Source organism: Amycolatopsis sp. NPDC043885, from assembly GCF_056435685.1.
This window is the reverse complement of sequence record NZ_JBWKEA010000003.1, coordinates 426,806-438,721: the sequence shown is the minus strand read 5'-3', so window position 1 is coordinate 438,721 and position 11,916 is coordinate 426,806. Positions and strand designations below refer to the sequence as shown.

The window sequence follows — 11,916 nt, the reverse complement described above, 5'->3', positions numbered from 1 at the left end:
CGCTCACAGTGCGTAGCCGAATTTACCAGGCGAGTGTCAGCCGCCCTGCCCCGGCCGGTGCTCGGGCGCGTGCCCGGCGGGCGGCCAGTCCTCGTCGCTCGGCCAGACGGGTTCGGGTTCGTGGCCGCCCTCGCCGTTCCGGGCGGCCGGTTCCGGCGGCCCCGGGTGGTAGCCCCGCACCGGTTCCGGCGTCAACTGGCCCTCGCGGTGGCCTTCCGCCTCCTGGTCGTACGGCTCGTCGTCGTCCTGGATCCGCGCGGGCGGGAGGAACTGCGTCCGTTCGGTGGAGAGCAGCTCGGGCAGGGGTTCGGGGTCCGGCTCGGCAGGCACCGGTGCCGTGCGTTCCGGCTCGCGGGCCACCGGTTCCGCGGCCGGTCGCTCACGTCGTTCGCCGCGCATCAGCAGCCAGGTGACACCGCAGCCGAGAGCGAACGAGATGAGCAGCCAGAGCCAGATCTGCCCGAAGAGCCAGAGCATCAGGCCATCACCTCTGTTCTGCCGTGATGTCGACGCGGCGGCCCTCGCCGTTCGCGCCGTCGGAGTTCCTGCGCTGGGTGGAGTACGCCTGGTCGCGTTTGACCCCGTTGCGCTCCAGCAGCCGCTCCACCGTCAGCGCCCGGTTCAGCGAGAGCTTCCGGTCCGAACCGGTCGCGACCTGCCCGGTGATCCGGAACCTCAGCTCGCGGGGCGCGTCCGTGAGCAGCTTCGCGATCTCCAGCGCGCCGCGTTCGCCGTCCGCGGTGAGTTCGGTGGTGTCCGGTTCGAACGTGATGGGCGTGGCCGCCAGCAGGCGGTCGATCTCGGCCTGGAATCCGGCCTTGTCCACCGGCTTGGCCGACGTCGGCGTGGGACTGGGCGACGGGCTCGGGGGAGGCTGGCTCGACGGCTCGCCGCTGGTCGTCACCGGGCCGGCGGGCGGGGCGGTGTCGCCGGAGATCTCGACCGTCCGGACCCCGTCGATCCGCTGGATGGCGTCCATCGCCTGCGCGGCCTTGTCCGGCGGGAAGCCGGTGAGGTTCGCGTCGCGGCCGGAGAAGCTCACCTGGCCGCCGGAGACGCCGACGTCGGCGAGCGCGTTCTTGGCGCGCGCGGTCAGCTCGGCCTCGATGTCGTCCGAGGCCGACCAGACGGTGATCGCCGTCAAGGCGAGCGTGACCAGCAGCGCTGTAGGCAGCAAGCGGCTCCAGCGGGTACCGGGCATGGAGGGACTGTAAGCCGCCTCCGACCGGTTGGCGAACCGGCTTCCGGCACGTCCCGCGCTCTCCGCGGGGCGCCGCGCACCCGTCTGGCCTGCGACGTCAGTGCGGCCCGTGGCCGGCCGCCGGACCCCGAATGGTCGGCACATGACCCTTCTGGGTGACATCGATCGATGGCCCTGATGCGCGTGAAGGCCCCCTTCCCCTTGGGGCAGCCGAGGAAGGGGGCCTTCACGCGCTAGGGGAAGAGGACCGGTCCGCGGTTCAGCTCGCGTGGTGGTGGATCTCCCGCATGTCCTTGGCCGGGAGGGAGACGCCCGTCGACTCGATCTGCTCCAGCGGGAGCAGCGGCGCGAGCTCGGGGCGCTTCGGGGACAGGCCGTCGCCCATGGACTCGCCCTTGAGCTGACGGCGGATCCACGGCAGCAGGTGCACCTTCGTCCACTCGAGGTCCGAACGGCGCGAAGTGATCCAGGTGCTCGGCTCCTCGGACGCCGGCCACGGCTCACGCCAGTCGTCGGCGACCGGGACACCGAGGACCTCGGCCGCGCGCAGCGCGATCCGCCGGTGGGCCTCGGGGGTGAAGTGCAGCCGGTCGTCGCTCCAGGCGCGGCGGTCGTGCAGCGGGGCCATCGCCCACATGTCGACCATCTTGGCGCCGTGCCGGTCGGCGATCGCCCACAGATGCGCGTTGTAGATGCCGACCTTCCCCCGCAGGACGTGCATCACGGACAGGTACTTGGTGTCCGGCCCGTTGAAGATGAGCACCGGGATCCCGGCCTCGCGCAGCTTGGCGACCCCCGCCTCCAGCCGCGCGGCGACGGCGTCCACGTCCGCGCCGGGCACGATGATGTCGTTGCCGCCCGCGCACAGGGTGACCAGGTCGGGCTTCACCGCGAGGGCGATCGGGAGCTGCTCTTCGAGGATCTCGTCGAGCATCTTCCCGCGGAGGGCGAGGTTCGCGTACTGGAAGTCGGGCCTGCCTTCGGCGAGGATCTCCGCGAGCCTGTCCGCCCAGCCCCTGAAGCTGCCGTCGGGCAAGTCGTCGTTGAGTCCTTCGGTGAAGCTGTCACCGATCGCCACGTAGCTGTCGAATCCGTACACGTTGGGTCCCCTTCCGTCCGTGTGCCCCCGGTTGGTACTTGTACACCACAACTAACAGCTGAGAGCGCCCCTGCCATCCCATCTGACCGAAACCCGTGGTTCAGCCCGTTGACACAGTCTCTTATTTTGTCGGACGTCCATGCATCTCCATTACCGGGATGTACACTCCTGGGCTGCGTAGATTCCCCTCAAGAGGGCGTAAACCGGACACGGTATGTGGCGAACATCTCCCCGCCCGGGTGTTCGGGCTCATAGATCCGGCAGGCTGTAAGGGTGACCTCACGACCCTCGCGCGAGTCGCTCGCCCAGATCCTCGGCGGGCGGCGAGGCGCCATCGACGCGAGCATCCCGCCCGCGGCCTTCGTCCTCGGCTGGCTGATCGCCGGCCAGTCGATCGCCTGGGGCGCCGGGGTGGCCATCGGGGTGGCGGTGCTGCTCGGCGGGTACCGGGTCGCGCGCGGCGACAAGGCCCGCGCGGTCGTGGTGAGCCTCGCCGCGGTGATCGCCGCCGCGCTGATCGCCCTGCACACCGGCCGCGCCGAAGACTTCTTCCTCATCCAGCTGCTGTCCAATGTGGCCAGCGCGCTGCTGTGGGCGGCCAGCATCGTGGTCCGGTGGCCGTTGCTCGGCGTCGTGGTGGGGCTCGTCATCGGGCAGAAGACCCGATGGCGCCGTGATCCCGCGCTGCTGCGCGCGTACTCGCGGGCGAGCTGGGTGTGGGTCTTCCTCCAGTACACGCTGCGCGTCGTCGTGTACGGCTCGCTGTGGTGGAGCGGGCAGGTGGTCGCGCTCGGCATCGCCAGGACGGTGCTGTCCTGGCCGCTGGTCGCGGTGACGGTCGCCGTGAGCGGCTGGGTGCTGTACCGCACGCTGCCTCCGGAACATCCCGGCCTGCGGGTGGTGGAGGAGAACGGGGATCCCTCGGATTCCGCGCCCGATGGGCTGCCCAGGACATAAGGCGGCCCCCGGCGAGGGGGGAGGGTCCGGGGGCCGGGTCCTACGGTACCCGGAGTTCGGCCCCGGAGTCGATGGTTTGGTCTTTTAGGGCGCGTTTTTGGTGTTTTTCCAGGGTGGGACCGGCCGCGGTGCCCCTTCTCCGTAGGCGTCGACGGCGGCCAGCCAAGCGGCTCCGAGTACCCCGTCGGTGCTGGTCAGGACCTCGATGCCGGCGAGTTCGGCGCGGACCTTCGTCCCCACCGGCCCCTCTGGCGACAACACCCCGCCCACCAGGACGACCGGCGTGTCCTCCCCGGGATCCCGGGCGGCCATGACGTTCGTCACCAACAAGGTGGCCGCGCGGGTGGTGATCTCGTCCGCCGCCGGATCGCCTTCGCGGCAGGCCTCGCTGACGAACGGGGCGAACCTGGCGAGCCGGATCGGCGCTTCGGCGTTGGCGCTCGTGATGAGCGCGCGCCACAGCGGCGCCCGGTCGCTCGCCGGGTCCACTGCGGACGGTCCGAGCGCTTCGGTGAGCACGGCGCGCGCGAGCGGACCGGGTTCGCCGCCGCGGCCGAGAACATCCAAAGTGGAGCGAACGGCTTCACGGCCGAGCCAGTACGCCGAACCTTCGTCACCGAGCAACCAGCCGTAGCCGCCGACGGTGGACACCATGCGCCTGCCGCGGATCCGGCCGGCGATCGACCCGGTGCCCGCCACGAGCACCGAACCGTCCGGCGCGGAAGTCGCCGACGCGTAGGCGACCTCGGGATCGGGGACCGTCCGCACCGGACTGATTCCCGTGTCCCTCCAGGCGGCTTCGAAGATCTCCGCGATCGCCGGATCGCTCAGCTTGCTGACGCCCGCCATGCCGACGACGCACGCGGCGGTCGCGGCCGGATCCAGCCCGCCGAGCGCGCCGGTGATCGCGCTCGCGATCCGCGCCGCGGCTTTCGACGGCGGATGGGAATTGGGATTCGCCCCGCCCGCGCGCCCGGTACCGAGGACGGCGCCGGAGGCGTCGACGGCGATCGCTCGCGTCGACGTGCCTCCGGCGTCCACACCGATGACGTGGGTCACCGGGTCTTGGTCACCTTGAGCAGCCCGCGCGGGCTGTCCGGGTCACCGCCGCGCGCCAGCGAAAGGCCGAGCGCGATCCGCTGGATGGGCAGGATCTCCAGGATCGGAGCGACCTCTTCGGCGGACGGCGCGACACCGATCCGCAGCGCCGCGGGCACGTCGGCCGAAGCGGAGCCGACCGCGAGCACGTCCGCGCCGCGTTTGCCGACGGCTTCGAGGACCTCCTGCATCGCGTCCACTCCGTGTCCCTGGCTCGTCACGGCGAGCACGGCGGTTTCACCGTCGACCGCGGCGACCGGACCGTGCAACAGGTCCGCGCCGCTGTACGCGCGGGCCGCGAGGTAGCTGGTTTCGGCCAGCTTCAACGAACCTTCCAGCGCCGTGGCGTAGGAGTAACCGCGGCCCGTGGTGAGCACCCGGTCGACGAAGCGGTAGCGGTCCACCGCGCGCTGCACGCCTTCTTCGGAGCCGTCGAGGGTCTGCTGTGCGAGCTCGCCCAGCGTCTCCGCGTCCGCGCCCTTGCCGCCGCGGACCGCGTCGATCAGAAGGTAAAGCGAAAGCAAGGTGGCCGAGTAGGTCTTGGTGGCGGCCACCGCCTTTTCCAGTCCCGCGCCGATGTCGACGCCGAGTTCGGCGGCGGCGCGAAGCGGCGACTCCGGGGTGTTGGTGACCGAGACGGTCAGCGCTCCCTGGCGACGCGCGGTTTCGGTGACCTCGATGAGATCCGGGGATCCACCGCTTTGGCTTACTGTGATGAAGAGAACGTCCCGCAGATCGGGACGGGCGCCGTACAGAGTCGCGGTGGAGGGTGAGACGAGACCGCAGGGGAGACCGAGGAGTACTTCGATCAGGTACTTCGCATACAGGGCGGCGTGGTCGCTGGAGCCCCGGGCGGCGAGGAGTGCGAACCTGGGCGGGCGCTTGGAGATGGCTTCGGCCACCTCGGCGATTTCGGCCTGTCGCTCCACGATTCCTGCCAGAATGGCGGGTTGCTGGGAGATCTCCGCGGCCATGTGCTCGCCGGGGCGCTGTTCGGTCATCTCGTTCCCTTCCACCGGGACGTACTTCGTCCCCCGAGTAGGTCTAGACCAATGCTAGCCCGAATGGACGTTTGTGGTGAAGGGTACGTTTCCTAGCGGGGACGGTGCGCGTTTGAGTGGGAAGGCTTAGGGAGTCGGTCATGTTGGAGACAACCACCGCGAGTGAGGCGGGCGCTACGGCAGGGATGCGCGGGCAGCGCGAACCCAAGTACTGGGCGCTGAAACAGCATCTGCTCGATCTGCTCGACGCGTTGCCGCCCGGCTCGCCGATTCCGACGGAACGGGCGCTGGCGGGGGAATTCACCGTTTCGCGCACCACCGTCCGGCAGGCGCTCGCCGACCTCACCGCCGAGGGCAGGCTCCACCGTGTGCAGGGCAAGGGCACCTTCGCCGCCGAGCCGAAACTCGCGCAGCGCCTGCAGTTGTCGTCCTACACCGAGGACATGCGCAAGCAGGGGCTCAAGCCGTCGTCCAAGCTGCTGGAGATCGACGAACTGCCCGTCGAAGCCGATCTGGCGAAGCTGCTCGGAATCCGTGTCGGCGCGAAGATCCTTCGCCTTCGCCGTCTCCGGCTGGCTGATTCGCAGCCGATGGCCCTCGAGACCACGCATCTCCCGCTCGGCCGCTTCCGCGGTTTGCGCAAACATGTTTCCGCAGGTGGGTCCCTGTACGCCGTGCTGAGGGAGCACTACGGCGTCGAGCTCGAAAGGGCGGAGGAAACGATCGAGACCGCCCTCGCCGGGCCGCATGAAGCGGAGATGCTCGGCGCCGACGTCGGAATGCCGATGTTGCTCCTTTCGAGGCATTCCTTCGCCACCGACGGAAAACCGGTCGAGTTCGCGCGCGCGATCTACCGGGGTGACCGTTACAAATTCGTCACCACGCTACTTCCCTGACGAGTCAGGTAATTCCGGGAAAGATCGCTTTCCCGGAATTCATGCCGATTTCGCGGTGGCCCGCTCCCTGCCGTCGTGATTCAGTCGTCCCATGACTGACACGGCGGCGGGGATTCGGTGGGGGACGCCGGTGGCGCGCGGCGTGCTCGCGACGACGATCGTGGGCTCGGGCATGGCGATGCTCGACGGGACGATCATCAACGTCGCGCTACCGAGGATCGGCAAAGAACTCGATGCGTCCGTCGCGGGCCTTCAATGGATCCTCGACGGCTATCTGCTCGCGCTCGCCGCGTTGATCCTCGTCGCCGGATCCCTCGGCGACCGCTACGGCCGCCGCCGCATGTTCATCGTCGGCGTCGTCTGGTTCGGTGTCGCCTCCGGGCTGTGCGCCGCCGCGACGACCACCGAGTTGCTCGTCGCGACCCGGATCCTCCAGGGGATCGGGGGAGCTTTGCTCACGCCCGGCTCGCTGGCGATCCTTCAAGCGTCCTTCGCCCACGACGACCGGGCCCGCGCGATCGGTGCCTGGTCCGGGCTCGGCGGCATCGCGGCGGCGATCGGCCCGCTGCTCGGCGGCGTCCTCGTGCAGGTGTGGTCGTGGCGGCTGGCGTTCCTGATCAACCTGCCGCTCGCCGCCGTCTGCGTCCTGCTCGCCCGGCGCTACGTACCCGAGTCCCGTGACGAGGAGGCGACCGGGCATCCCGACTTCCTCGCGGCCGCCGTCGGCGCGATCGGGCTGGCCGGGCTGACCGGCGCGCTGGTCGAGGCGCCCGGACGCGGTATCGGTGACGTCGTCGTCCTGGTCGCCATCGTGCTCGGCGTCGCGGGGCTGGGGTCGTTCCTGGTGATCCAGCACCGCTCGGCCGACCCGCTGGTGCCGCCGAAACTGTTCCGCGACCGGACGTTCAGCCTCGCCAACGCGCTGACCTTCGTCGTCTACGCGGCGCTCGGCGGTGTGATGATGCTGATGGTCATGCAGTTGCAGGTGTCGCTGGGCTACTCGCCGACCGCGGCCGGGCTCGCCGGGCTGCCGATCACCGTCATCATGCTGCTGTTCTCCGGCCGGTCCGGCGCGCTCGCGCAGAAGATCGGTCCGCGTACGCAACTGGTCGCCGGCCCGATCCTGATCGGCGTGGGCATGCTCCTGCTGATGCGTGTCGGGCCGGGATCTTCGTACCTGGGGTCGGTGCTGCCCGCCGTCGTCGTGTTCGGCGCCGGGCTGGCGACGGTCGTCGCACCGGTGACCGCGACGGTGCTGGCCGCCGCTCCGGACCGATACGCCGGCGTCGCCTCCGGGGTCAACAACGCCATCGCCCGGTCGGGTGGCCTGCTCGCGATCGCCGTGCTGCCCGCCGTCGCCGGACTGTCCGGTGCCGCCTACACCGATCCGGTGGCGCTGACGGCGGGCTGGCGGACGGCGTTGCTGGTGTGCGCGGCCCTGGCGATCGGCGGTGGGCTGATCGCGCTCGGCATCCACAACGGTGTCCTCGACACACCTGCCGATGACACCGACAAGTCACCGCATCCGGGTGAATGCCTCCACTGCGGGGTCGACTCGCCGCCGACGCACGTCCGTCCCGCCGGACACACGTGATCGGAGCCGGAACTCGCGGGCTTGAAGGCGGAACTCGCGAGATCCGGCCCCAATCACGCGAGATCCGGCTTCACGCACGCGAGATCCGGCTTTACGCACGCGAGTTACGCGAGCAGGTCGGCCAACGTCGCCGGGTCCAGGTTGCCGCCCGAAACGACCGAAACGACCTTGCCCGGCGGCAGCGTGTCCCGGTGGGAAAGGAACGCGGCGGTCGCGGTGGCGCCGCTCGGCTCGGCGACCAGGCGGGCCTGGTGCGCCAGCGTCCGGACGGCCTCCCGGATCTCCTCCTCCGAAACGGTGATGACGTCGTCGAGCACCGACTGGAGGTGGGCGAAGGTCAGGTCCGACGGCTGGGCGCGCAGGCCGTCGGCGCTGGTGCGGGCCCGCAGGTCCATCGGCCACTCGATCCGCCTGCCCGCGCGAAGGCCCTCGGCGGTGTCGCCGGCCAGTTCCGGCTCGACGCCGATGACCTTCGCGTCCGGCAGCAGTTCCTTGATCGCCGTGCCGACGCCCGAGGCCAGCCCGCCGCCGCTGAGCGGCACGAGCACGACGCCGGCGTCCGGCAGGTCTTCGGCGATCTCCAGGCCGACGGTGCCCTGCCCGGCGATGACGTCGCGGTGGTCGAACGGCGGGATCATGGTGAGCCCTCGTTCGTCGGCGACGGCGAGCGCGGAGGATTCCTGTGCGTCGATCGGGACCTCGATGACCTCGGCGCCGAGCGCCTTGGTGGCTTCGACCTTGGCGCGCGGGGCGACGTCCGGAACGAGGATCACCGCGGGAATCCCGAATCGCTTCGCCGAGTACGCGACCGCTTGCGCGTGGTTGCCACTGGAAAACGCGACGACGCCGCGGGCGCGCTGATCTTCGTTCAACGCGGCGATCGCATTGTACGCGCCGCGCACCTTGAAAGCGCCGATCGGCTGAAGGCTTTCCGGTTTGAGCCACAACGGCGCCCACCCTTGTTCCAGTAACGGGGTGCGCACCGCGACGCCTTTGACACGGCTTGCCGCGTCGCGGATTTCCTCGATCGATACCAGGTCCATACGTCCGATTATGTCAAGGAGTTGTGAGCCGTGGACAGTCCTTTATGGACAGACGACGTGGCGCTGCTCACGTGCGGACAACGAAGGGAGCATCCCGTGCGCCTTAGTCGTTAGGACCGGTGAGGACCGACTAGCAGCAGAACGGGATCATGACCAAGGAGACCACGGAGAAAACCGAAAAGACGGAAAAGCAAGGCCGGATCATCCAGGTGACGGCGGCCGCGATGGCCGCGATCACCGCGGCGCTGCTGGGTTCCACGCTCGGCGTGGCCGGGACGGTGGCGGGTGCCGGGCTGGCGAGCGTGATCACGACGCTCGGCGGCGAACTGTACCTGCGTTCGCTGCAACGGACGAAGGACGCGGCACTGAAGGCGCGAGTGGTGCTGACCGTTCCCGGGCGCCGCAAGGTGCTCGACCCGGCGGAGCAGGAGGCGGAGCAGGAGACGGTCCGGCTCACCCCGGCGAAGGAGGACGAGCCGTCCGCGCGGAAGTTCAAACCGCGCTGGGCGGTGATCGCCGGAGTCAGCGTGGCGGCGTTCGCGGTGGCGCTCGTCGCGATCACCGGCTTCGAGGGGGCGACCGGGAAGACCTTCGGTGGTGGGACCGGGACGACCATAGGGAAGATCATCGGCGGCGGGCAGCCCCAGGAGCGGCAGGACAAGCACGACACCCCGCCGGCGACGACGCCTTCGGAGACGCGGGAGAACCAGCCCGAGAAGACGCCGTCGACCACGCCGACCCCGTCGACGACCCCGACGGCCCCCACGACCACGCAGGCGCCTCCGACGACGCAGTCCACGACGCCTTCGACCTCCCAGGCGCCCCCGACGACGCCGTCCGCTCCCGCCTCGAACACCCCCGTGCCCTGATCCCCTTCCCGCATTTCGTCCTCTGAATGCGGTAGTTCGCGCTGCCAACTACCGCATTCAGAGGACGAAATGCGTGGGTCGGGGGAGTCAGGGGAGGGTGGAGCGGAGGGTCCGGGCGGCCGCTTCGGGGTCTTCGGCCTCGGTGATCGCGCGGACGACGACGATCCGCGACGCCCCCGCGTCCAGCACCTCGGGCAGCCGCTCGGCGTCGATGCCGCCGATCGCGAACCACGGCCGCGTCGTCCCGGACGCGGCCGTCGAGCGCACCAGGTCGAGCCCCGGGGCGGAGCGGCCCGGTTTCGTCGGGGTCGGCCAGCACGGGCCGGTGCAGAAGTAGTCCACGCCGGCCTCCCCGGCGGCGGCCGTGGCCTGTTCGGCCGAATGGGTGGACCGGCCGATCACCACGTCGTCCCCGAGCACGCGACGGGCGAGCGACACCGGGATGTCGTCCTGGCCAAGGTGCAGCACGTGCGCGCCGACGGCGAGCGCGACGTCCGCGCGGTCGTTCACCGCCAGCAGCTTGTCGTGCTTCTCGCACGCCTCCGCCAGCACTTCCAGTGCGGCGATCTCGTGTTTCGCCTCGATCGGCGCACCGCCGGTCTTGTCCCTCAGCTGGATGATGTCGACCCCGCCGGCCAGTGCGGCGTTGGCGAATTCGGCGAGATCGCCGCGGCCGGACCGGGCGTCGGTGCAGAGGTACAGGCGGGCGTCCGCGAGCCGGGCGCGGATCAGCGAACCAGACAGGGTGGGCATGGCGGCGACGGTACTCGCGCGCTACGGTGGGGTGGTCCGCACGGGAGCCCGAGGACGGGCTGAGAGGGAGCCGGGACCGCTCCGACCGTGGAACCTGATCCGGGTCATGCCGGCGCAGGGAGCGTGATCTCATGAGAGAACTTTCGGTTGTCGGCGGCGGGGTCATCGGCCTCTCGGTCGCTTGGCGCGCGTCCGCACGCGGCCATCGCGTCACCGTGTACGACCCCGAGCCGGGGCGCGGCGCGTCGTGGCTCGCAGGCGGCATGCTCGCGCCTGTCACCGAGGCATGGCCCGGCGAGGAAGACGTCCTCAAGCTCGGCGAAGCGTCGCTGCGGCGCTGGCCCGATTTCGCCCGTGACCTGGCGGAAGAGGGTGTGGACCCGGGTCTTTCGCCGCACGGCACGCTCGTCGTCGCGCTGGACAGCGCCGACGCGGGCAACCTCGAAATGCTCGCCGCGTACCTCGCCGAGCTAGGCCGCGAGGTCGAGCGGCTGACCGGCCGCGAGGTCCGCCGCGCCGAACCCGGGCTCGCCGGGTCCGTCCGAAGTGGACTCCTCGTGCCCGGAGATCTGGCCGTGGACAACAGAAGGCTGCTGCACGCGCTCCGCCACGCCTGCGGCGCGCACGGCGTCGAGTTCCGCCACGAGACGGTCACCGACCTCGAAAGCCTCGACGGCGACGTCGTCCTCGCCGCGGGAGCCTGGACCGGGCGGCTGCATCCCGCGCTCGACGGCGCCGTCCGCCCGCTCAAGGGCGAGATCCTCCGCCTCCGGCCGCGACGGGGTTGCCTGCCACCACCGAAACGCACGGTCCGCGCGATGGTCGAAGGCCGCCCGATCTACCTCGTCCCGCGCGACGACGGTCAGCTCGTACTCGGCGCGACCCAGTACGAGGCCGGTTTCGACGAGACCGTCACCGTCCGAGGCGTTCGTGAGCTGCTCGAAGGCGCGGAGCGCGTCTTCCCGGGCCTCACCGAATACGAACTCGTCGAGACCGCCGCCGGGCTTCGCGCGGCGAGTGTCGACACGATGCCCTTCATCGGTGAGCTGGGCGAAGGTGTCTTCGCCGCGACAGGTCACCATCGCAACGGTCTCCTGATGGCCCCGGTCACCGCGGACGCCGCGGTCGCCTGGCTGGACGGAGTGCCGTTGCCGGACGAGGTCGCGGCGGCCACGCCGTCGCGGCGAAGCGAGGAGCGGGTGTGATGGAGATCCAGGTCAACGGCCAGTGGCGCGAATTCCCCGACGGGACCACGGTCGAGGGCGTGCTGGAGGCGCTGGGCACGGCGACACAGGGGGTCGCGGTCGCGGTGGACGGCGTGGTCGTCCGGCGCGGCGAATGGCCGGAAGCGGTGGTGCGCAAGGGCGCCAGCGTCGACATCCTCACCGCTGTGCAAGGAGGCTGA

At 70.5% G+C, this 11,916-nt stretch carries 13 protein-coding genes and 1 riboswitch; of the genes, 6 read left to right on the top strand and 7 right to left on the bottom strand.

Annotation, left to right across the window (positions count from 1 at the left end; genetic code table 11):
* Nucleotides 1–36: 36 nt before the first annotated feature.
* The 3 genes from AC069I_RS15045 to AC069I_RS15035 form a co-directional block, all read right to left on the bottom strand.
* Entirely contained in the window at nt 37–477 is a 441-nt protein-coding gene (locus tag AC069I_RS15045; RefSeq protein ID WP_478234061.1) for a hypothetical protein, read from the bottom strand.
* A gap of 7 nt (nt 478–484) precedes the next feature.
* Complete coding sequence (locus AC069I_RS15040; protein WP_478230255.1) at nt 485–1,201, bottom strand: OmpA family protein; 717 nt, start codon at nt 1,199–1,201, stop codon at nt 485–487.
* Nucleotides 1,202–1,460: 259 nt separating this feature from the next.
* Nucleotides 1,461–2,300 (bottom strand): SGNH/GDSL hydrolase family protein, encoded by an 840-nt coding sequence (locus AC069I_RS15035; protein ID WP_478230254.1) that lies wholly within the window; start codon nt 2,298–2,300, stop codon nt 1,461–1,463.
* Nucleotides 2,301–2,573: 273 nt separating this feature from the next.
* On the opposite strand from AC069I_RS15035, the gene AC069I_RS15030 reads away from it, so the two are divergent.
* Complete coding sequence (locus tag AC069I_RS15030) at nt 2,574–3,257, top strand: DUF3159 domain-containing protein (protein ID WP_478230253.1); 684 nt, start codon at nt 2,574–2,576, stop codon at nt 3,255–3,257.
* 84 nt (nt 3,258–3,341) lie between these two features.
* On the opposite strand, the gene AC069I_RS15025 is transcribed toward AC069I_RS15030, so the two are convergent.
* Nucleotides 3,342–4,316, bottom strand: a complete 975-nt coding sequence (locus AC069I_RS15025) for an N-acetylglucosamine kinase (RefSeq protein ID WP_478265637.1) — start codon at nt 4,314–4,316, stop codon at nt 3,342–3,344.
* Nucleotides 4,313–5,356, bottom strand: a complete 1,044-nt coding sequence (locus tag AC069I_RS15020; RefSeq protein ID WP_478235389.1) for an SIS domain-containing protein — start codon at nt 5,354–5,356, stop codon at nt 4,313–4,315. The genes AC069I_RS15025 and AC069I_RS15020 overlap by 4 nt, the downstream gene beginning before the upstream one ends.
* A gap of 140 nt (nt 5,357–5,496) precedes the next feature.
* On the opposite strand from AC069I_RS15020, the gene AC069I_RS15015 reads away from it, so the two are divergent.
* Together AC069I_RS15015 and AC069I_RS15010 are read left to right on the top strand one after the other, a co-directional pair.
* Nucleotides 5,497–6,252 carry a GntR family transcriptional regulator gene (locus AC069I_RS15015; RefSeq protein ID WP_005160527.1) on the top strand — a complete coding sequence of 252 codons (756 nt, stop codon included), beginning with the start codon at nt 5,497–5,499 and terminating at the stop codon, nt 6,250–6,252.
* Nucleotides 6,253–6,343: 91 nt separating this feature from the next.
* Nucleotides 6,344–7,846, top strand: coding sequence for an MFS transporter (locus AC069I_RS15010; protein WP_478230251.1), 1,503 nt, complete (start codon nt 6,344–6,346; stop codon nt 7,844–7,846).
* Nucleotides 7,847–7,950: 104 nt separating this feature from the next.
* On the opposite strand, the gene AC069I_RS15005 is transcribed toward AC069I_RS15010, so the two are convergent.
* Nucleotides 7,951–8,889 carry a threonine ammonia-lyase gene (locus AC069I_RS15005; protein ID WP_478265636.1) on the bottom strand — a complete coding sequence of 313 codons (939 nt, stop codon included), beginning with the start codon at nt 8,887–8,889 and terminating at the stop codon, nt 7,951–7,953.
* A gap of 149 nt (nt 8,890–9,038) precedes the next feature.
* Between AC069I_RS15005 and AC069I_RS15000 the strand changes: the two genes are divergently transcribed.
* On the top strand, nt 9,039–9,758 hold the full coding sequence (locus tag AC069I_RS15000) for a hypothetical protein (protein WP_478265635.1): 720 nt from the start codon (nt 9,039–9,041) through the stop codon (nt 9,756–9,758).
* 87 nt (nt 9,759–9,845) lie between these two features.
* Here the strand turns inward: AC069I_RS15000 and thiE are convergent, their stop codons facing one another.
* Nucleotides 9,846–10,511: a thiamine phosphate synthase gene (gene thiE / locus AC069I_RS14995; RefSeq protein ID WP_478265634.1), complete on the bottom strand. Its 666-nt coding sequence runs from the start codon at nt 10,509–10,511 to the stop codon at nt 9,846–9,848.
* Between the two features lie 30 nt (nt 10,512–10,541).
* Nucleotides 10,542–10,649: riboswitch (TPP riboswitch) on the top strand.
* On the opposite strand from thiE, the gene thiO reads away from it, so the two are divergent.
* Together thiO and thiS are read left to right on the top strand one after the other, a co-directional pair.
* Nucleotides 10,643–11,716: a glycine oxidase ThiO gene (gene thiO / locus AC069I_RS14990; protein ID WP_478230247.1), complete on the top strand. Its 1,074-nt coding sequence runs from the start codon at nt 10,643–10,645 to the stop codon at nt 11,714–11,716. Its footprint overlaps the riboswitch before it by 7 nt.
* Nucleotides 11,716–11,916, top strand: coding sequence for a sulfur carrier protein ThiS (gene thiS, locus AC069I_RS14985; RefSeq protein ID WP_007033436.1), 201 nt, complete (start codon nt 11,716–11,718; stop codon nt 11,914–11,916). The genes thiO and thiS overlap by 1 nt, the downstream gene beginning before the upstream one ends.